Annotated in this window: 20 protein-coding genes; 11 read left to right on the top strand and 9 right to left on the bottom strand. The window is 76.2% G+C overall.

Annotated features, from left to right (window positions below; all coding sequences use genetic code 11):
• Positions 1-40 precede the first annotated feature (40 nt).
• The 3 genes from P9841_RS02640 (at position 41) to P9841_RS02630 (ending at position 2,249) form a co-directional block, all read left to right on the top strand.
• Positions 41-877 (top strand): trimeric intracellular cation channel family protein, encoded by an 837-nt coding sequence (locus P9841_RS02640; RefSeq protein ID WP_283320565.1) that lies wholly within the window; start codon positions 41-43, stop codon positions 875-877.
• A gap of 49 nt (positions 878-926) precedes the next feature.
• A complete protein-coding gene (locus tag P9841_RS02635; RefSeq protein WP_283320564.1) occupies positions 927-1,799 on the top strand; it encodes an inositol monophosphatase family protein in 873 nt (290 codons plus the stop codon).
• Positions 1,800-1,949: 150 nt separating this feature from the next.
• Positions 1,950-2,249 (top strand): DUF4193 domain-containing protein, encoded by a 300-nt coding sequence (locus tag P9841_RS02630; protein ID WP_146835284.1) that lies wholly within the window; start codon positions 1,950-1,952, stop codon positions 2,247-2,249.
• A 42-nt stretch (positions 2,250-2,291) separates the two neighbouring features.
• On the opposite strand, the gene P9841_RS02625 is transcribed toward P9841_RS02630, so the two are convergent.
• On the bottom strand, positions 2,292-2,780 hold the full coding sequence (locus P9841_RS02625; protein ID WP_283320563.1) for a DUF3093 domain-containing protein: 489 nt from the start codon (positions 2,778-2,780) through the stop codon (positions 2,292-2,294).
• Between the two features lie 144 nt (positions 2,781-2,924).
• Here P9841_RS02625 and dut point away from each other — a divergent pair, with 144 nt between their 5' ends.
• From dut to P9841_RS02605, 4 genes are all read left to right on the top strand, one after another.
• The gene (gene dut, locus P9841_RS02620; protein WP_283321835.1) at positions 2,925-3,443 is read left to right on the top strand and encodes a dUTP diphosphatase; all 519 of its coding nucleotides are present in this window, start codon (positions 2,925-2,927) and stop codon (positions 3,441-3,443) included.
• A gap of 74 nt (positions 3,444-3,517) precedes the next feature.
• Positions 3,518-4,327 (top strand): DUF3710 domain-containing protein, encoded by an 810-nt coding sequence (locus P9841_RS02615; protein WP_502848322.1) that lies wholly within the window; start codon positions 3,518-3,520, stop codon positions 4,325-4,327.
• Between the two features lies 1 nt (position 4,328).
• Positions 4,329-4,706, top strand: a complete 378-nt coding sequence (locus tag P9841_RS02610; protein WP_370635557.1) for an OB-fold nucleic acid binding domain-containing protein — start codon at positions 4,329-4,331, stop codon at positions 4,704-4,706.
• Positions 4,699-5,442, top strand: a complete 744-nt coding sequence (locus P9841_RS02605) for a DUF3159 domain-containing protein (protein ID WP_283320562.1) — start codon at positions 4,699-4,701, stop codon at positions 5,440-5,442. Before P9841_RS02610 ends, P9841_RS02605 begins: the two co-directional genes overlap by 8 nt.
• Here the strand turns inward: P9841_RS02605 and P9841_RS02600 are convergent.
• Together P9841_RS02600 and P9841_RS02595 are read right to left on the bottom strand one after the other, a co-directional pair.
• A complete protein-coding gene (locus P9841_RS02600) occupies positions 5,351-6,049 on the bottom strand; it encodes a potassium channel family protein (RefSeq protein ID WP_283320561.1) in 699 nt (232 codons plus the stop codon). The genes P9841_RS02605 and P9841_RS02600 overlap by 92 nt on opposite strands.
• Positions 6,046-6,696 carry a potassium channel family protein gene (locus P9841_RS02595; protein ID WP_283321833.1) on the bottom strand — a complete coding sequence of 217 codons (651 nt, stop codon included), beginning with the start codon at positions 6,694-6,696 and terminating at the stop codon, positions 6,046-6,048. Before P9841_RS02595 ends, P9841_RS02600 begins: the two co-directional genes overlap by 4 nt.
• 128 nt (positions 6,697-6,824) lie before the next feature.
• Between P9841_RS02595 and P9841_RS02590 the strand changes: the two genes are divergently transcribed.
• The 4 genes from P9841_RS02590 to P9841_RS02575 all read left to right on the top strand — a co-directional run bounded on the left by P9841_RS02590 (position 6,825) and on the right by P9841_RS02575 (position 13,460).
• Entirely contained in the window at positions 6,825-8,828 is a 2,004-nt protein-coding gene (locus P9841_RS02590; RefSeq protein ID WP_283320560.1) for an APC family permease, read from the top strand.
• Entirely contained in the window at positions 8,818-10,089 is a 1,272-nt protein-coding gene (locus P9841_RS02585) for a class I SAM-dependent RNA methyltransferase (protein ID WP_283320559.1), read from the top strand. Before P9841_RS02590 ends, P9841_RS02585 begins: the two co-directional genes overlap by 11 nt.
• 113 nt (positions 10,090-10,202) lie before the next feature.
• Positions 10,203-10,391, top strand: a complete 189-nt coding sequence (locus P9841_RS02580; RefSeq protein ID WP_283320558.1) for a translation initiation factor 2 — start codon at positions 10,203-10,205, stop codon at positions 10,389-10,391.
• Positions 10,392-10,628: 237 nt separating this feature from the next.
• Positions 10,629-13,460 (top strand): aconitate hydratase, encoded by a 2,832-nt coding sequence (locus P9841_RS02575; protein WP_283320557.1) that lies wholly within the window; start codon positions 10,629-10,631, stop codon positions 13,458-13,460.
• A gap of 70 nt (positions 13,461-13,530) precedes the next feature.
• Here the strand turns inward: P9841_RS02575 and P9841_RS02570 are convergent, their stop codons facing one another.
• The 6 genes from P9841_RS02570 to P9841_RS02545 all read right to left on the bottom strand — a co-directional run bounded on the left by P9841_RS02570 (position 13,531) and on the right by P9841_RS02545 (position 19,745).
• Positions 13,531-13,956, bottom strand: a complete 426-nt coding sequence (locus P9841_RS02570; protein WP_283320556.1) for a DUF1801 domain-containing protein — start codon at positions 13,954-13,956, stop codon at positions 13,531-13,533.
• A gap of 48 nt (positions 13,957-14,004) precedes the next feature.
• On the bottom strand, positions 14,005-14,907 hold the full coding sequence (locus tag P9841_RS02565; protein WP_283320555.1) for an aminoglycoside phosphotransferase family protein: 903 nt from the start codon (positions 14,905-14,907) through the stop codon (positions 14,005-14,007).
• 86 nt (positions 14,908-14,993) lie between these two features.
• Positions 14,994-16,541, bottom strand: a complete 1,548-nt coding sequence (locus P9841_RS02560) for an MATE family efflux transporter (RefSeq protein WP_283320554.1) — start codon at positions 16,539-16,541, stop codon at positions 14,994-14,996.
• Positions 16,542-16,719: 178 nt separating this feature from the next.
• A complete protein-coding gene (locus P9841_RS02555; RefSeq protein ID WP_502848316.1) occupies positions 16,720-17,409 on the bottom strand; it encodes an NUDIX hydrolase in 690 nt (229 codons plus the stop codon).
• Entirely contained in the window at positions 17,406-18,110 is a 705-nt protein-coding gene (locus P9841_RS02550) for a type 1 glutamine amidotransferase (protein ID WP_283320553.1), read from the bottom strand. Before P9841_RS02550 ends, P9841_RS02555 begins: the two co-directional genes overlap by 4 nt.
• 9 nt (positions 18,111-18,119) lie before the next feature.
• Positions 18,120-19,745 carry a phytoene desaturase family protein gene (locus tag P9841_RS02545; RefSeq protein WP_283320552.1) on the bottom strand — a complete coding sequence of 542 codons (1,626 nt, stop codon included), beginning with the start codon at positions 19,743-19,745 and terminating at the stop codon, positions 18,120-18,122.
• Positions 19,746-19,788 lie beyond the last annotated feature (43 nt).

Below are 19,788 nucleotides of genomic sequence, written 5' to 3'. Positions count from 1 at the left end.
CGGTGCGCCGTCCAACTCCCCGGCTGCCATGATCACCCCTGTGTCCGTGGACCTCCCGCTGCAACCCGTGCTCGAGCTGCTCGGCGTCTTCGTGGGTGCACTGTCCGGCGGCCTGGCCGCGGTGCGCAAGGGGTTCGACATCTTCGGCATCGTGGTGCTGGCGTGGGCCGCGGGGCTGGGCGGCGGCATCATGCGCGACGTCCTCATCGGGGCCGTGCCGCCGGTCGGCATCGCGCAGTGGGAGTTCGTGGTGTGCGCGTGCGTCGCGGGGCTGGTGACGTGGGCGGCGCACCCGGGCCTGGGCCGGCTGCGCCGGTTCGTGCTGGTGCTCGACGCGGGCGCGCTCGCCCTGTTCACGGTCGTCGGGACGATCAAGGCCCTCGAGTACGGCACCGGGGCGACCGCCGCCGTGTGCGCGGGCGTGATCACGGGCGTGGGCGGCGGCGTGCTGCGCGACCTGCTGACCGGCGAGGTGCCCGTGGTGCTGCACCAGCGCCAGCTCTACGCGATCCCGTCGGTGCTCGGGGCCCTGCTCGTGGCGGTGCTGTGGCACCAGGACGCGCTGTCGGTCGGCACCGAGGTGGTCGCCGTCCTCGTGGTGCTCGGCACGCGGCTGGTCGCGCTGCGGTTCCGGCTGCAGGCACCGGGGCCGTGGGACCCCGCGGCGCTGCGGGACGCGCGGGCCGCGCGCACGGGCCGGGGCCGGCCCGGGTTCGGCCGCGCCGGCCGCACGGAGCGCGGGGTGCGGGCGGCGCAGGCGGCCCGGGCGGGCGACCACGGCCGGGGAGGACGTCCGCCGGGGCGCGGCCCCGGGCGCCTCGAGCCCGCGCCGCTGCTCCGCTGGATCGCGCGCCTGCGCCGCCGCCGCGGCGCGTGAGCGGGCCGGGACGGCGACCGCCTGCGGGCTGTCCGGCAGGATGGGTGGCGTGACCACCGCACCGGACCCCGCCCCGCCCGCCGACCAGCCGTCCGCCCTGCCCGGCCCCGCCGAGGTCCGGCTGCTCGCCGACCTCGCCGAGCGCTTCGCCCGCTCGGCCGGCGAGCTGATCCGCTCGACGCGCCCCGCGCGGGTGTCGGTGGCGGCCACCAAGTCGAGCGAGGTCGACCCGGTCACCGCCATGGACCTGGCGTCCGAGGCGCACCTGCGCGCGCTGATCGCCGAGCACCGGCCGGACGACGGCGTCCTGGGCGAGGAGGACGGCTGGCAGCCGGGCACCACGGGGCTCACGTGGGTGCTGGACCCGGTCGACGGCACGGTGAACTACCTGTACGGCGTCCCGGCGTACGCGGTGTCCGTCGGCGTCGTCGCGGGCGAGCCCGACCCGGAGCGCTGGACCGCCGTGGCGGGGTGCGTGCACTCGGTGGTGGACGGCGTGACGTACACGGGCGGGCTCGGCGCCGGCGCGTACCGGGACGGCGAGCGCCTGGCGGTCAACGAGGCGCGCCCGCTCGCCACGTCGCTCGTCGGCACGGGCTTCGGCTACCGGGCGGAGCGCCGCCGGGTGCAGGGCCGGGTGCTGGCGGAGCTGCTGCCGCAGGTGCGGGACATCCGGCGCATCGGCGCGGCGTCGCTCGACCTGTGCCGGGTGGCGGAGGGGACGCTCGACGCGATGTACGAGCGGGGCCTGAACCCGTGGGACGTCGCGGCGGGCGAGGTGATCGCCCGCGAGGCGGGTGCGCAGGTGAGCGGCCTGCGGGGCCGCCGCGCGAGCCGTGACATGACCGTCGTGGGACCGCCGGAGACCGTCGCGGAGCTGGCCGGTCTGCTCGCCGCGCTGGGCGCCGACGCCGACGCCTGAGAGGACTCTGGGAGGCGCCGGCCGACCGGCGTGCACCGCGCGCCGAAATAGGGCACAATCCGGGGCGCCCGGCCGGGAACAAACCTGTCGCGCGACGACTTGATCCCGCGTACGCCGATCACCGACCCCAACGGAGCGTGACCACACCTCATGGCAACCGACTACGACGCCCCGCGCAAGACCGAGGAGGACCTGAGCGAGGACTCGCTCCAGGAGCTCCAGGCCCGGCGCTCCGACAAGAACTCGGGCGTGGTGGACGAGGACGAGACCGAAGCAGCCGAAGGGTTCGAGCTCCCGGGCGCGGACCTGTCCGGCGAGGAGCTCTCTGTCCGGGTGCTGCCGCGTCAGGCCGACGAGTTCACGTGCTCCAAGTGCTTCCTGGTGCACCACCGCAGCCAGCTCGCGTACGAGAAGGACGGCATGCCCGTCTGCTCGGAGTGCGCGGCCTGAGCTGCCTCCACGACCCGGGCGCGTGAGCGTCCGGACCAGCCGTCACGACGCCGGCCGGGCCTCCTGGGCCCGGCCGGCGTCGTCGTCCGCGGCCAGCGCGGCCACGAGGGCCTCCGGGCGGCGCGTCGAGACGAGCCAGTACGGCGTCGGGTCGGCGGGGTCCGCGAGCTCGACCCGCACCGCCGTGCGCACCCACCCGCGCAGGCAGACGTAGGCGCGCGCGTCGAGGCCGGGGCCGAGGGCCTCGCGGGTCGCCGCCGGGTCGAGCGGGCGCGGGTCGCGCAGCAGCGTGACGGGCACGTGCGCCGCGCCGGCGTGCAGCTCGCCGCCGGCCACGCGGACGCGGGTGGAGGCGGCCACGGCGGCGGCGCCGGCCGCGACGAGACCGACGACGCCGGCCACCAGCCCCGCCGTCCGGCTGACCGGCCACAGGACGATGCCGAGCATGACGGCGGCCGCGGGCACCGCGAGCCACCCGGCGGGCGAGGGCCACAGGCGCTCGTCGAACGAAGGCGGGGTCGTGGTCTGCACGGTCCCAGCATCCCACCCGCGCCGGTAGGGTCGGGGCCCGTGACGAGCACCGGACCCGGCCCCGCCCACGACACGCCCGACGACGGCACCCGCACCGACGGGACCCGCGCCGACTCGACCCGCGCCGACGGCGCGACGACCACCGTGCTGCTGCGGCGGCTCGACGAGGGCGTCCCCGTCCCGGGGTACGCGCACCCCGGGGACGCCGGCGCCGACCTGGTCACCCGCGTCGACGTGACGCTGTCGCCGGGGGAGCGCGCGACGGTCCCGACGGGCATCTCGATCGCGCTGCCCGAGGGCTTCGCGGCCTTCGTGCACCCGCGGTCGGGCCTCGCCGCGCGGCACGGGCTGACCGTGGTGAACGCGCCGGGCACGGTCGACGCCGGGTACCGCGGCGAGATCGCCGTGACGCTGCTCAACACCGACCCGCGGGAGCCCGTCGAGCTGCACCGCGGGGACCGCATCGCCCAGCTCGTCGTGCAGCGCGTGGAGCGGGCGGCCTTCGTCGAGGTGGAGGCCCTGCCGGAGTCGGTCCGTGGAGCGGGCGGGTTCGGGTCGTCCGGCGGCTGGCGCGCGGCCGCCGGCGTCGCCCCGGTCGTCGCCGGCGCGCCCGCGGAGGCCCCGGACGCCGGCCCCGGTTCCGCCTCGGGCGGAGCCCGCTAGGTGCGCCGCACCGGGCGGACTACTGTGGACGTGTACGTGCCCGCGACGCGGGTGACCCGGGGAAGGGACTGAGGGTGGCGCTATTCCGGCGCGGTGCGAAGGACCGCACCGCCCAGGACGAGACCGCGGCCGCCGAGCCGACCGCCGACCGCGACGACGCCGCGGACGCCACCGGGGCCGAGGCAGCCGCCCCGGCCGCGGACGACCCGGCGGGCGACGCGCCCGACGCTCCGGTGTCCGACGTCCCCGCGCCCGCGCTCCCGGCCGACCGGTCGCGCGGCCCCTGGGACGCCACCGAGGACGTCCCGCCCGGCCCGCGCATCGACCTCGGCGCGCTCCGCCTGCCCGGTGTGCAGGGCATGGAGCTGCGCATGGAGATCGACAAGAAGAGCGACGTCGTGACGGCCGTCGGCGTGACGCTGGACGGCTCGACCCTGCAGATGCAGGCGTTCGCCGCGCCGCGCTCCGAGGGCATCTGGGACGAGATCCGCGAGGAGATCGGCGAGTCCGTGCGCAAGCAGGGCGGGGCGGTCGACGACGTCCCCGGCCCGTTCGGGCGCGAGCTGCTCGCGCGGCTGCCCGTGCGGACGCCCGAGGGACGCACCGGCCACCGGCCCGCGCGGTTCATCGGCGTCGACGGTCCGCGCTGGTTCCTGCGCGGTGTCGTCACCGGCCGCGCCGCGGTCGACGAGGACGCCGCGAAGCGCCTCGAGGACGTGTTCCGCCGCACCGTCGTCGTCCGCGACGGCCAGGCCCGCCCGCCGCGCGACCTGCTCGCGCTCCGCCTCCCCGGGCAGGAGGACGGCGCCGTCCCCAAGGCCGCTGCGCCGGCACCCACGTTCGACCCGCTGACGCGCGGGCCGGAGATCACGGAGATCCGCTGACATGTCCCCCGTGTCGCTGCGCGAGCAGCTGCGCAAGGCGGTCGCCTCGCAGGAGGAGATCGAGGCCGACGAGGAGCGCGAGGACGCGGTCCGCGCGACCGGCTGCACGCCGGTCTCGCAGGCCCCCGAGCGCCACCGCGTGAAGATGTCCGGCGTGCTGCGCTCGGTCGTGCTGCGCCCCCGGGAGGGCGTGCCCGCGCTGGAGGCCGAGCTGTACGACGGCAGCGGCACGGTCGACCTCGTGTGGCTGGGCCGCCGCGAGATCGCCGGCATCGAGCCGGGTCGCCGGCTGAAGGTCGAGGGCCTGGTGTGCTCGCGCGAGGGCCGGCGGTCGATGTTCAACCCGCGCTACGAGCTGCGGCCCCGGCCCGGTGAGTGAGCCGGACGCGGCCGGCGCCCCCGCGGAGGCGGACGTCCCGCAGGGCGGTCCCGCCCGGGGCATCCGCGCGCTCGGCGAGGAGCACTTCTCCCTGACCGACGCGGTCGGCGGAGTGCGCGGCGCCGTCGAGTCCGTCGCCCCGGGCCTGGTCTTCGTGGTCGTCTTCGTCGTGTCGGGTCAGCGGCTGGCGCCCGCCCTCGTGGCGTCCGCGGCGACGGCGCTCGTCGCCACGCTGCTGCGTCTCGTGCAGCGCACCCCGGTGACGCAGGCGCTGTCGGGCGTCCTCGGCGTCGGCATCGGCGTCATCTGGGCGTGGCGCTCCGGCCAGGCCGCCGACTACTACGCGTGGGGCCTGCTGGTGAACCTGGGCTGCCTGCTCGGGTTCGCCGTCTCCGCCCTGGTCCGCTGGCCGCTCGTCGGCCTGGTGGTGGGCCTGTTCCGGCCGGACGGGCCGATGTCGTCGTCGGGGTCGTGGGGCGCGGCGGTCGCGTGGCGGACCGACGCGGAGCTGCGCCGCCGCTACGCCGTGGCCACCTGGCTGTGGGCCGGCATGTTCGCGGCGCGGCTGCTCGTGCAGGTCCCGCTCTACCGCGCGGACGAGGTGGCCTGGCTCGGCACCGCGAAGCTCGTGATGGGCCTGCCGCTCACGGCGCTGGTGCTGTGGGCGAGCTGGCTCCTGGTGCGCGGGTCGACAGCAGCTCCGCCAGCTCCTGCTCCGAGCCGTCCCGCCCCGTGACGAACAGCAGCTCGTCGCCGCCCTCCAGGGTGTCGTCGGTGCTGGGGGAGAACGGCCGGTCGTCGCGCACGATGCAGGCCAGCACGGTGTCGGCCGGCCAGTCGATCTGACCGACCAGGCGACCCGCGAGCGGGGAGCCGTCCGGCAGCGTGAGCTCGAGGATGTCGGCGCCCGACTGGTGGAACGTGAAGATCCGCACGAGGTCGCCGACGGACACGGCCTCCTCGATCATCGCGGTCATGATGCGCGGGGTGGACACGGCGACGTCGACGCCCCACGCCTCGTCGAACATCCACTCGTTCTTCGGGTTGTTCACCCGGGCGACGGTGCGCGGCACGCCGTACTCCGTCTTGGCGAGCAGCGAGATCACGAGGTTCGCCTTGTCGTCGCCCGTGGCGGCGACCACGACGTCGCACTCGTCGGTGCGGGCCTGCGTCAGGGTGGGCAGCTCGCACGCGTCGGCGAGCAGCCAGTCCGCGTCCGCCACCTGGGCCACCCGCATGGCGGACGGCTGGCGGTCGATGAGCGTGACCTCGTGGCCGTTGGCGAGCAGCTCCCGGGCGATCGAGCGGCCGACGGAGCCGGCGCCGGCGATGACGACCCTCATGCCTCCACCTCCGGGGCGGCGGTGACGACGCGCTCGACGGTGGCCGTGTCGTCGGCGCGCATCAGCAGGTGCACGATGTCGTTCTCCTGGAGGACGGTCTGGGCGTCGGGCAGGAACCCGTCGCCGTAGCGGGTCACGTACGCCACGCGGGCGCCGGTGGCCTCCTCGAGGACGCGCAGCGGCTTGCCGCGCCAGCCCTCGTGGACGTCGACCTCCGACAGCACGATGCGGCCCGACGCGTCGGTGTACTGGTTCGTCGCGCCCATCGGGAGCAGGCGGCGCAGCACCTGGTCCGCGGTCCACCGCACGGTCGCGACCGTGGGGATGCCGAGCCGCTGGTAGATCTCCGCGCGGTGCGGGTCGTAGATGCGCGCCACGACGTTCTCGACGCCGAAGGTCTCGCGCACGACGCGCGCGGCGAGGATGTTCGAGTTGTCGCCGTCGGACACCGCGGCGAACCCGAAGGCGTCGTCGATGCCGGCCTGGCGCAGCACGTCGCGGTCGAAGCCGAGCCCGGTGACCTTGCTGCCCGCGAAGTCCGCGTCGAGCCGGCGGAACGAGTCGGGGTTCTGGTCGATCACCGCGACGGAGTGGCCGTGGCTCTCCAGCGACTGCGCGAGCGTGGCGCCGGCGCGGCCGCAGCCCATGATGACGAAGTGCACAACGCGGAACGGTATACCCGCGGCGCGCGACCCGGCACCGCCGGAGGTCCCCGGGGTGCCGCGCCGGACCCGGGTGGCGCGACGGCACGCGAGTGCGCCTAGCATGGTCCCTCGTGCCGGATCTCGCGGATGCCGCCAAACGCTTGCTGCTGGGCCGACCGGTCCGCAGCGAGAACCTGGGGCACACCCTGCTGCCCAAGCGGATCGCCCTGCCGATCTTCGCGTCGGACGCGCTGTCGTCCGTCGCGTACGCCCCCGACGAGGTGCTGCTGACCCTGGCGCTCGCCGGGGTGAGCGCCACCGTCATCTCCCCGTGGGTCGGCCTCGCGGTCGTGGTCGTCATGGCCACCGTCATCGCGTCGTACCGGCAGAACGTGCACGCCTACCCGTCCGGGGGTGGCGACTACGAGGTCGCGACCGTGAACCTCGGCCCGCGGGCCGGCGTCTCGGTGGCCAGCGCGCTGCTGGTCGACTACGTGCTGACCGTCGCGGTGTCGGTGTCGTCCGGCACGCAGTACGCGGCGTCCGCCCTGCCGGCGCTGCGGGGCCACGAGACGCTCGTGGCGGTCGGGGTCGTCGTGCTCCTGACGCTGGCCAACCTGCGCGGCGTGAAGGAGTCCGGGCGGGCGTTCGCGATCCCCGTGTACCTGTTCATGGTGGCGGTCGGGTCGACGGCGGTCTTCGGGTTCGTCCAGTACCTGACGGGCGACCTGCAGCAGGCCGCGTCGCACGACCTGACGATCGTGCCGGTCCAGGGCTTCGACGAGGGGCTCGCGGGCGCCGCCGGGGCGTTCCTGGTGCTGCGGGCGTTCGCGTCCGGCTCCGCCGCCCTCACCGGCGTGGAGGCGATCAGCAACGGCGTCCCGTCGTTCCGCAAGCCGAAGTCCAAGAACGCCGCGACCACGCTGCTGCTGCTCGGCAGCCTGTCGGTGTTCCTCATCATGTCGATCCTCACGCTCGCCCGGCTCACCGGCGTGCACTACGTGGAGGACCCGGCGACGCAGCTGCTGCGCGACGGCCGCCCGGTCGGCGAGGACTACGTGCAGGACCCGGTGATCGGGCAGCTCGCGCAGACGATCTTCCACGCGTTCCCGCCGGCGTTCTACCTGGTGGCGGTCGTCACCGGCCTGATCCTCGTGCTCGCCGCGAACACCGCGTTCAACGGCTTCCCGGTGCTCGGCTCGATCCTCGCGAAGGACGGGTTCCTGCCGCGGCAGCTGCACACCCGCGGCGACCGGCTCGCGTTCTCCAACGGCATCGTCGCGCTGGCGCTCGGGGCGATCGCGCTGATCATCGCGTTCGACGCCCAGGTCACCCGGCTGATCCAGCTCTACATCGTGGGTGTCTTCGTGTCGTTCACGCTGTCCCAGCTCGGCATGATCAAGCACTGGACCCGCGAGCTGCGCACGGAGCCGGACCCGGCGCGCCGCCGGCAGATGACGCGGTCCCGGGTCATCAACGCGACCGGCTTCGGGATGACCGCGACCGTGCTGCTGATCGTGCTGGTCACGAAGTTCACGCACGGCGCCTGGATCGCGATCCTCGCGATGATCGTCGTGTTCATCGGCATGCAGGGCATCCGCCGGCACTACGACGCGGTGCGCCAGGAGCTCGCGCTGGGCGAGGACCCGACCGCGGCCCGTGCGCTGCCGAGCCGCGTGCACGCGATCGTGCTCGTGTCGCACCTGCACCGCCCCACCATGCGTGCGCTCGCCTACGCGCGGGCGTCGCGCCCGCACACGATCGAGGCCGTGACGGTGGGGGTCGACCCCGAGGACGCGCAGGCCCTGCGGGCGCAGTGGGAGGCGATGGAGCTGCCCGTCCCGCTGCGCATCCTGGACTCGCCGTTCCGCGAGATCACGCGCCCGATCATCACGTACGTCCGCTCGATCCGGCGCGAGAGCCCGCGGGACCTCGTGGTCGTGTACATCCCCGAGTACGTCGTCGGCCACTGGTGGGAGCAGCTGCTGCACAACCAGAGCGCCCTGCGGCTCAAGGGCCGCCTGCTGTTCACCCCCGGCGTCGTCGTGGCGTCCGTGCCGTGGCAGCTCGCCTCGACGGAAGGTCAGACCGGTATGGAGGAGCACGTGCGCAGGACGATCTCCCGTGGCCTCTGAGGACCGCGCGCCGGGCGACGTCGTGGAGCTGGAGGTCGGGCCGGTCGCGCACGGCGGGCACTGCGTCGCGCGGCTGCGGACCCCGGGCGAGGAGGGTCCGGGCCGGGTCGTCTTCGTCCGGCACGCGCTGCCCGGCGAGCGGGTGCGCGCCCGGCTGACGGAGACCGGCGCGAAGGCCCGGTTCTGGCGCGCCGACGCCGTCGAGGTGCTCGAGGCGTCGCCGGACCGCGTCCCGTCCGCGTGGCCGGAGGCCGGGCCGGGGGGCGTCGGCGGCGGCGAGCTCGCGCACGTGTCGCCGGCGGCGCAGCGCGCGTGGAAGGCCGCGGTGCTCGGTGAGCAGCTGCAGCGGCTGGCGCGCGTGGAGCGGGACGTCCCGGTGCGGGAGCTCCCCGGCGACGCGGAGCGGGGCGGGCTCGGCTGGCGCACGCGCGTCGGGTTCCTGGCCGACCGGGAGGGTCGCGCGGGCATGCGGCGGTTCCGGTCGCACGACGTGGTGCCCGTGTCCGCGATGCCGCTGATGAGCGACGCGCTGGCCGGGCTCGACCTGCTGGGGCGCCGCTGGCGTCCTGGCGCGCGGATCGAGGCGGTCGCGCCCGCCGGTGGCGACCAGCCGGTGGTGCTCGTCGACGGCGAGCCGTTCGACCTGCGCCGGGGCAAGGTGGACCCGCGCCCGAACGCCCGCACGGCCGTGCGCGAGCGGGTGCGGGTCGGCGACCGGGAGTGGGCGTACCGGGTGGCGGCGGCCGGGTTCTGGCAGGTGCACCGCGAGGCGCCGGCGGCGCTCACGGGCGCGGTGCTCGACGCGGCCGGCGACGTCGCCGGCGCGCGGGTGCTGGACCTGTACTCCGGCGCGGGCCTGTTCACGCTCCCGCTGGCGGACGCCGTCGGCGACGCGGGCACCGTCGTCGCCGTCGAGGGCGACGCCCGGGCGGTGAAGGACGCCCGGCGCAACCTGCACGACCGGCCGCAGGTGGCGCTGCACGGGGGCGACGTCGCGGGGGTGCTGGCCTCCGGGGAGGCGGGACCGCGCGCCGACGTGGTCGTGCTCGACCCGCCGCGGGTCGGTGCCGGCCGGGACGTCGTGCGCGCCGTGGCCGGGCTCGCGCCGGAGCGCGTCGTCTACGTGGCGTGCGACCCGGCGGCGCTGGCGCGCGACGTGGCGTACCTCGCGGAGGAGGGCTACGCCCTGGCGGACGTCACGGGGTACGACCTGTTCCCGATGACGCACCACGTGGAGGCGGTCGCGGTCCTGACCCGCTGACCGGGTGCGTCGCCCCGCTGCGGGGACGCAGGGCGGTCGCGCGCGGGCGGCTCGCGGCCTAGCGTGAGAGCGGGCGCCCGCGTCCGGACGCCCGGGGACGGAAGGAGTCGACGATGACCACAGCCCACGACGGCAGCGCCCGCGAGTCGGCCGCCGAGGCGGCCCACCGCGTCGCGGAGGCGAGCCGGCGGGCGACCGAGGAGCTGCACAAGCAGGGCACCCCGGACTACGACCCGCGTCAGCACCAGAAGGCCGTCGAGCGCGAGCGGCGCGCGGCGGAGGAGGCCGCGTCCGGCGACTGACCGGGCCACGTCCCGGGACCGGGGCGGGAGCACGTCGCGCGCGTCGCGGCGTGGTGCACGTCGCCCGCCCCGGTCCGGCACGGTAGGATGTATCTTGACGTCAAGATAAATCGCCGGACCGCCCCCGGTCCGCGCGGTGATCGCAGACGACCACGCGCCGCGGCCCGCCCCGCGGGTCCCCGCCGGACCCGCGGACGGGCCGGGGCGGCCGCACCCGCACCACGAAGGAGCCCCCCTGTGAGCAGCGTCGACAGCTTCGGGTCGAAGTCCCGGCTGAGCGTCGGTGACGACACCTACGAGATCTTCCGGCTGGACGCCGTCCCCGGGACCGAGAAGCTGCCGTACAGCCTCAAGGTGCTGGCGGAGAACCTGCTGCGCACCGAGGACGGCGCGAACATCACCGCCGACCACGTGCGCGCGCTGGCCGCCTGGGACCCGGCGGCCGAGCCCGACACGGAGATCCAGTTCACGCCCGCCCGCGTGATCATGCAGGACTTCACCGGCGTGCCCTGCGTGGTCGACCTCGCCACGATGCGCGAGGCCATGGCCGACCTCGGCGGCGACCCGACCCGCATCAACCCGCTCGCCCCCGCCGAGCTCGTCATCGACCACTCGGTGCAGATCGACGTGTTCGGGCGCGAGGACGCGTTCCGCCGCAACGTCGAGATCGAGTACCAGCGCAACCACGAGCGCTACCAGTTCCTGCGGTGGGGCCAGACGGCCTTCGACGACTTCAAGGTCGTCCCCCCGGGCACCGGCATCGTGCACCAGGTCAACATCGAGTACCTGGCCCGCGGCGTCATGACGCGCGAGGTCGGCGGCGTCGTCCGCGCGTACCCGGACACCTGCGTCGGCACCGACTCGCACACCACGATGGTCAACGGCCTGGGCGTGCTCGGGTGGGGCGTCGGCGGCATCGAGGCCGAGGCCGCCATGCTGGGGCAGCCGGTGTCGATGCTCATCCCGCGCGTCGTCGGCTTCAAGCTCACCGGGTCCATCCCGTCCGGCGTCACCGCGACCGACGTCGTGCTCACCATCACCCAGCTGCTGCGCCAGCACGGCGTGGTCGGCAAGTTCGTCGAGTTCTACGGCGAGGGCGTCGCCCAGGTCCCGCTCGCGAACCGCGCGACGATCGGGAACATGTCGCCCGAGTTCGGCTCGACCTGCGCGATCTTCCCGGTCGACGACGTGACGCTCGAGTACCTGCGCCTCACCGGCCGCTCCGAGCAGCAGCTCGCGCTCGTCGAGGCGTACGCGAAGGAGCAGGGCCTCTGGCACGACCCGTCGCGGGAGCCGGCGTACTCCGAGTACCTGGAGCTCGACCTCGGCACCGTCGTGCCGTCCATCGCCGGCCCGAAGCGCCCGCAGGACCGCATCGAGCTGTCCGCCGCCAAGGAGTCGTTCGCGACGTCGATCCTCGACTACGTGTCCGCGGACGAGGCGGCGCCGTTCACGGGGGCGGACCGGACGTTCACGGGGCTCGACGAGTCCGTCGACGAGACGTTCCCCGCGTCCGACCCGATCGCCGCGGGCGAGCACGCCGACGCCTCCGACGCGCCGGCCCACGTGGCCGCGGGCGACTCGGCGCGCCGGCCGCACCGCCGCGTGCCGGTGACGCTCGGCGACGGCACGACCACGGAGCTCGACCACGGCGCCGTCGTCATCGCCTCGATCACGTCCTGCACCAACACGTCGAACCCGTCGGTGATGCTCGCCGCCGCGCTGCTGGCCCGCAAGGCCGTCGAGCGCGGCCTGGCCTCCAAGCCGTGGGTGAAGACGTCGATGGCCCCCGGCTCCCAGGTCGTGACGAACTACTACGAGAAGGCCGGCCTGTGGCCGTACCTCGAGAAGCTCGGGTTCCACCTGGTCGGCTACGGCTGCGCGACCTGCATCGGCAACTCCGGCCCGCTGCCCGAGGAGGTCTCGGCCGCCGTCAACGAGCACGACCTGTCGGTCGTCTCGGTGCTGTCGGGGAACCGCAACTTCGAGGGGCGCATCAACCCCGACGTGAAGATGAACTACCTCGCGTCGCCGCCGCTCGTCATCGCGTACGCGCTCGCCGGGACGATGGACTTCGACTTCGACCACGAGCCGCTCGGCGCGGACGAGAGCGGTGCGCCGGTGTTCCTCGCGGACATCTGGCCCACGCCGGAGGAGGTCCAGGCGACGATCGACGCGAGCATCGACCGCTCGATGTTCGAGGCCGACTACGCCGACGTGTTCGCGGGCGACGACCGGTGGCGCGCGCTCGACACGCCGGAGGGCGACACGTTCGCCTGGGACGCGGAGTCGACGTACGTGCGCAAGCCCCCGTACTTCGACGGCATGGCCGCCGAGCCGGCCCCCGTCGCCGACGTGTCCGGTGCCCGGGTGCTGGCCCGGCTCGGCGACTCGGTCACCACGGACCACATCAGCCCCGCGGGCTCGATCAAGGCCGACAGCCCCGCCGGGCGGTACCTCGCGGAGCACGGCGTCGAGCGCCGCGACTTCAACTCCTACGGCTCCCGACGCGGCAACCACGAGGTGATGATCCGCGGCACGTTCGCGAACATCCGGCTGCGCAACCAGCTCGTGCCGGGCGTCGAGGGCGGCTTCACGGTCAACCACCTGACCGGCGAGCAGACGTCGATCTACGACGCCGCGCAGGCGTACGCCGAGGCCGGCGTGCCGCTCGTGATCCTGGGCGGCAAGGAGTACGGGTCCGGCTCGTCGCGCGACTGGGCGGCCAAGGGCACGGCGCTGCTCGGCGTGAAGGCGGTCATCACCGAGTCGTTCGAGCGGATCCACCGGTCGAACCTCATCGGCATGGGCGTGCTGCCGCTGCAGTTCCCGGCGGGGGAGTCGGCCGACTCGCTCGGGCTGGACGGCACCGAGACGTTCGACATCGCCGGCATCGCGGCGCTCAACGACGGGCCGGCCCCGCGCACCGTCCGCGTCACCGCGACGAAGGCCGACGGCGCGGTCGTCGCGTTCGACGCCGTGGTGCGCATCGACACCCCCGGCGAGGCCGACTACTACCGCAACGGCGGCATCCTGCAGTACGTGCTGCGGAGCCTCGCGAGCGCCTGACGCGGTCTCCGACGCCCCCGTGCCCTCGCGGCGCGGGGGCGTCGGGGCGTCCGGGCGCGCCGCGCGGGGGTCAGACGTCGCGGGGGTTGCTCCCGCGGGCCTCCCACGCGTCCCGCACGACCTGCTCCAGCACGCCGAGGTCCACGCGGTCGAGGTCCGTCAGGTACACGCACCCGCGGCCGGTGCGGTGCGGCCCGAGCGCGGCGAGGCGGTCGGCGTGGGCCTCGACGCCGTCGGTCAGGTACAGCGTCAGCGCGGCCTTGCGCGGCGAGAACGCCACCGGGGGCCAGTCGCCGCTGCGACCGGAGGCGTACGTGTAGCGCGCCGACCCGAACCCGATGATCGACGGGCCCCAGAGCACGGGCGCCTCGCCGGTGACGCGGGTGGCGAGCTCGAGCAGCCGCCGCGCGTCGCGGCGCCGGCGCTCCGGCGTCACGGCGGCGACGAAGGCGGGGACGTCCGCGTCGGTCGGGACGGTCCTGGGTGCGTCGGCCATGCGGCCATCATCCCTCCGGGCCGGGGCCGGCGGCGGGCCGCGGCCGGGTCAGCCGAGCAGCGCCCGCACGGCGTGCGCGCCGGTCGCGGCGACCGGCGGGTCGTCGTCGCCGTGCGCGACCATCGCGGACGCCATGACCAGCGCCCACCCGGCCGCGCGTCGCCACCGGCCCGGGTCGGGAGGCCCGGCGGCGTCGGCGAGGGAGTCCGAGCGCTCCCGGAACGCCGCGCGTCCGTCGTCGTCGAAGGTCAGCCACGCGGTCGCGAGGTCGCACGCGGGGTCCCCGGCGGTGAGGTCGCCGAAGTCCAGCAGCGCGGCGAGCCGGCCGTCGCGCACCACGAGGTTCGCGGGGTGCGGGTCGCCGTGCAGCCAGAGCGGGGCGCCCGGCCAGCGGGGCGCGGCGAGCGCGTCCTCCCACAGCGCCTCGGCGCGCGCCGCAGCGCCGGGGGAGCGCGCCTCGAGGTGCTCGAGACGGCCCCGCAGCGCGGCCGACCGGTCCGCGAGCTCCCCGCCCCGCACCGGGTTGACGGGGGCGTCCGGGGGCGCGGCGGCGTGCAGGGCGGCGAGCGCCTCCGCCAGCGCCGGCGCCCAGGCCGTGCGGGCGGCGACCGGCTCGTCCGCCGCGTGCGTGCCGGGGAACCACGGCACGACGCTCCACGCCCACGGGAACCCGGCCCCGGGCCTCCCGGTCCGCACCGGTGCGGGCACGGGGACGGGACAGCGCCGGGCGAGCTCGCCGAGCCAGCGCTGCTCGTGCTCGACGAGGTGCGCCGCGGCCTCCCGGCGCGGCAGGCGCACCGCGAGGTCCTCGCCCAGCCGGAACGTCGCGTTGTCCCACCCGTGCGCCACCAGCCGCACCGGCAGCGCGGCGAGGTCCGGGTGCTGCTCGGTGAGCAGGGCGAGCACGAGGTCGGCGCTGAGCGCCACCTCGGCGGCGGGCTTGACGGGCACGGGAACCTCCGGTGGAGCGGGCGCGCCAGGCTACCCGACGCCGGGCGACGTCCTGGCGCGGCCGCGGGGTGGTCGCGGCGGGGCGGTCAGCGACCGGGCGGGTGGCACTCCAGGCGGGACGTGGCGCCGGGTCCGGCGGCGTCCGCGGCCGGAGAGCCCGGAGCGGCCGGGGCCGTCGCGGGGAGGGCGCTGTCGACGACGCGGGGCTGCGGCACGACCGCGTCCACGACCATCGACCCGTCCGACGGCCCCTCCACCGGGACCGGCTCGGGGGTCGCCTCGACCTGGTCGAGCGGCGCGATCGGCATGGCCGCGAGCTGCCGGTGCGCGCGCAGGTACGCCGGCACCAGCAGGACGACGGCGCCGGCCCACGCGAGCGGGTTCCCCCACACGACGCCGACGAACCCGAAGGCCGCTCCGAGCACCACGGCGGCGCCGACCCGCATCACGAGCTCGATCACGCCGGTCAGCGTCGGCACGCCCGTCCGGCCGAGCCCCTGGAGCGCGCCGCGCAGCACGAACAGCACGCCCAGCACCGCGTACAGCGCGGCGTTGATGTGGAGGAACTGGGTCGCCATGTGGACCACGCGGTCCTCCCCGTCGCCGACGAACAGCCGGACCAGCCACGACCCGGACGTGACCAGCACGACGCCGAGCGCCACCGAGCCGGCGACCGCGAGGCCGGTGGCCTGCACGACGCCCTGCCGGATGCGGTCCGGCCGCCCGCCGCCGAGGTTCTGCGCGACGAACATCGACACCGCGAGCCCGAGGGACTGCAGCAGGGCGATCGCGAGCCCGTCGACGCGCGCCGCGGTGGTGTACGCGGCGACGGCGTCGGCACCGAGCCCGTTGAGGCGGACCTGCACCGCGAGGGTGCCGATGGCGATGATCGACGCCTGGAACCCCATCGGCAGGCCGAGCCGCAGGTGCTCGGCCAGGTCGGTGCGCGTCACGCGCCAGTCCGCCCGGCGCAGGTGGAGCACGGGGACGCGGCGCCGCACGAACTCCAGGCACAGCGCCACCGACACCGCCTGCGACACCACGGTGGCGAGCGCCGCGCCGCCGACGCCGAGCCCCAGGCCGCCGACGAAGAGCACGACGAGCGCCACGTTGAGCGCGCACGCCACCGTGAGGAAGACCAGCGGGGTGCGGGAGTCGCCGATCGCGCGGACGACCGCGGACAGGTAGTTGAAGAACATCAGCGCGCCGGTGCCCAGGAAGCTCACCTGCGCGAACGTCGTCGCCTGCGCCATGAGCACGTCCGGGGTGCGCAGCAGCGTGAGCGCCGGCCCGGCGAGCAGCGGGGCGGCCGCGGTCAGCGCGATGCTGCCGGCGCCCGTGAGCAGGGCGCCGGTGGCGACCGAGCGCCGCACGGCCGCCGCGTCGCGCGCCCCGAACGCCTGGGCGGTGGGGATGGCGAAGCCGGAGGTCATGCCCCAGACGAACCCGAGGAGCAGGAACAGCAGGCTGCCCGTCGCGCCGACGGCCGCGAGGGCGTCGACGCCGAGGTGGCGGCCGACGACGACGGCGTCGACGAACTGGTAGAGCTGCTGGACGACGTTGCCGACGAGCAGCGGGACGGCGAACACGAGGATGACGCGCCAGGGGCGGCCGGCGGTCAGGACCTTGGCCATGAGGGGGAGTGCTCCGGGCAGGACGAGGGCGGCTGGGGATCGGGACGGCAGGGGGAGCGGCGGCGTCCCGGTCGCGGCGGGCGGCGGCGCCGTCGACGATCGTATCGTTTCGATGATGTCGTGACGAGCCCTTTTCCCGGCGCGGCGAGGGTGATCCGTGCCGGCTGCGCGGCGCCGGTCAGACGGGCGCGGGCACCGTGCGGGCGGGGTCCCAGGGCTGCGCCCAGCCGACCTCGTCCAGCAGCCGGTCCAGGACGAACGCGGTGAAGCCCCAGACCACCACGCCGCCGACGCGGAAGGCCGGGCCCCGGTACTCGCTGCCGTGGCGGTGCAGCACGGTGCTGACGCGGTTCTCCGGGTCCACCAGGTCCGCGACCGGCACGCGGAAGACGTCGACCGTCTCGGCCGGGTCCGTGGCCGCGACGGCGGACGGCTGCTGCCACCAGGCGACCACCGGCGTGACGAGGTTGCTGCTCACCGGCAGCGGCAGGGGCGGCAGCGTGCCGAGCACGCGCACCCCGGCGGGGTCGAGACCCGTCTCCTCCTGCGCCTCCCGCAGGGCCGCCGCCCGGGGGCCGTCGTCACCGGGGTCGACGCCGCCACCGGGGAACGACACCTGGCCCGGGTGGTGGCCGAGGGTCGGGGAGCGGCGGGTCAGCAGCACGTCGAGGTCGGCGGCGACCGCCGGGTGGTCGGTGCGCGCGGCGACGTGGTCGAGGACGCCGAACAGCACCAGCACCGCCGAGCTGCGGACCGGGAGGTCCGACGCCGCGAACGCGCGCTCCGGGTCGGGCGCCCACACGGGACGGCGGTCGCACAGGCGCAGCAGGTCGTCCAGCGCCGCCGGTGCGCCCGCGCCCGGGTTCACGCGTGCTCCCGCACCGCCGCCGCGAACGCGGCCAGGCCCAGGTCGGCGCCCGGCCGCAGCGCCGCCAGGTGCTGACGGGAGCCGATCCGGATCGCCTCCGCCTCGCCCGGCTCGAGGCCCGCCGTCATCGCGGGGGTCGCGAGCCAGACGTCGAGCAGGGTGGGCTCCACCTCCAGGTGGAACTGCAGGCCGACGGCGCTGCCCGCCCGGAACGCCTGCACCGGCGTGGTGCCGGTGCGCGCGAGCAGCGTGGCGCCGTCCGGCAGGTCCACGGCGTCGTCGTGCCAGTGCAGCACCGTCGGGTGCGGCCCCGTCGCGGCCAGGAGCGGGTCCGGGGCCACGACGTCCACGGGCGCGAAGCCGATCTCCGTGCCGTGCCGCCGGTGCAGGCGGGCGCCGAGCGCCAGGGCGAGCAGCTGCATCCCCAGGCAGACGCCCAGGGTCGGGACGCCGGCGTCGACCGCCTCGGCGAGAAGCCGGCGCTCGGCGGCCAGGCCCGGGTGGCCGAGGTCGTCGTCCGCGTCCTGGGGCCCGCCCATGACGACGAGGCCGGCGAGGTCGCCGACCGCCGGCAGCCGCGGCGAGGGGTCGTCGACGACGGTCCGCGTGGTCATCGGCAGGCCGTCCAGTGCGCGGGCGACGAGGCCCGGGCCCTCGTGCGCGACGTGCGTGAGGACGAGGACGGGACGCGGCGAGGTCACCCCGCGACCCTAGCCTCCGGCCGGGCGCGGCGTGCGGCCGGGCGCGGGCCCGTCCGCCGGGTCGCGCGGCGCCCGCAGGTCCCGCAGCGCCCGACGCGCCGCGTACCAGCCGGACAGCCCGTGCACGCCCGGCCCGGGAGGGGCGGACGCCGAGCACAGGTACACGCCGGGTGCGCCCGAGGCGTACGGGTCGAGCCGGGGGACCGGGCGGGTCGCCATGCTCCACAGCGACACCGCGCCGCCCGAGATGTCGCCGCCGACCAGGTTCGCGTCGTGCTCGGCGAGCCGTGCGGCGGGCAGCGCGTGCGAGGCGACGACCGTGTCCCGGAACCCGGGTGCGAACCGCTCGACCTGGCGGAGCACCGCCTCGGTGGGGTCGACGTCGGAGCCCGCCGGGACGTGCGCGTACGCCCAGACCGGCCGCAGGCCGCCGGCGCCGCGCCCGGGGTCCAGCGCGGCGGGGTCCGACAGCAGCGTCAGCGGCCGCTCGGCGTGCCGGCCGCGCCCGACGGCGGCCTCCGCCTCCACCACCTGGTCCCGGGTCCCGCCCAGGTGGACCGTGCCCGCGCGGTGCACCTCGGGGTGCGCCCAGGGGATCGGGCCGTCGACGACGAGGTCCACCTTCGCGGCGGCGTTGCCGTACCGGTACCCGGCGTACGCCCGCTGCAGCCGCGGGGGCATCGCGTCGCCGAACACCTGGGCGACGAGGCGCGGGGCCGTGTCGAACAGGTACGCGCGCGCCGGCGGCAGGTCGGCGCGGCGCGCGACGGGGTGGCCCGTCACCACGCGGCCGCCGAGGCGCACCAGGTCGGCGTGGAGCGCGTCGACGATCGCCTGCGAGCCGCCGCGGACGACGGGCCAGCCGTGCTCCGCGTGCGCGAGGGTGGTGAGCAGCACGGCCGTGCCCGCCGCCGCCAGCGACGGCAGCGGCGTGATCGCGTGCCCGGCCACGCCCGTCAGCAGCGCCGCGCCCTCCTCGGTGCGCAGGGCCGACGGCACGACGGGCGAGCCGTTGCGCAGCACCCCCAGCGCGAACCGTGCCGCGGTGGCGACCGTGCGGGGCGTCGCGCCCGGCGGGACGCTGCGGTGGTCCCCGAGCGCCAGCGCCACGACGTCCTGCCACCGCTCGGACAGCGGGCCGAACAGCCGGCGCCACGCGTCGCCGTCCGCGCCCAGCCCGTCGGCGGTGCGGTCCAGGTCGCGGTAGGCCACGGCCGCCCGGCCGCCGTCGAGGGGCTGCGCGAACGACGCCTCCGGGGTGAGCAGGTCCAGGCGCTCGTGCAGGCGCAGCTCGCGGAAGAACGGCGACGCCCACGCCATCGGGTGCACCGCCGAGCAGATGTCGTGGACGATGCCCGGCGCCAGGCCGAGGTCGAGCGTCCGGGACCCGCCGCCGACCGTGTCCTGCGCCTCCAGCACCGTCACCGACAGCCCCGCGCGGGCGAGCGTCACCGCGGCCGCGAGCCCGTTGGGGCCCGAGCCCACCACCACCGCGTCGACGTCGCCGCGGCCGGCGGCCGGGCGGGGGACGCGACGCCCCGGCCGGGCGCCACCCGGGGCCGCGCCGCGGGGCGCGGCGGCGCCGGTGCCGTGACGGGGACGGCCGTGACGGGGGTGCGTGGGGTCCGGGCTCATCGACCCGACGCTAGGCCGGACGCGGCGTCCGCGCAGCCCCGGC

It is taken from the genome of Cellulomonas sp. ES6 (genome assembly GCF_030053835.1).
Taxonomy (GTDB): domain Bacteria; phylum Actinomycetota; class Actinomycetes; order Actinomycetales; family Cellulomonadaceae; genus Cellulomonas.
The sequence above is the reverse complement of the archived record's forward strand: the minus strand, read 5'-3'. Positions and strand labels throughout refer to the sequence as shown.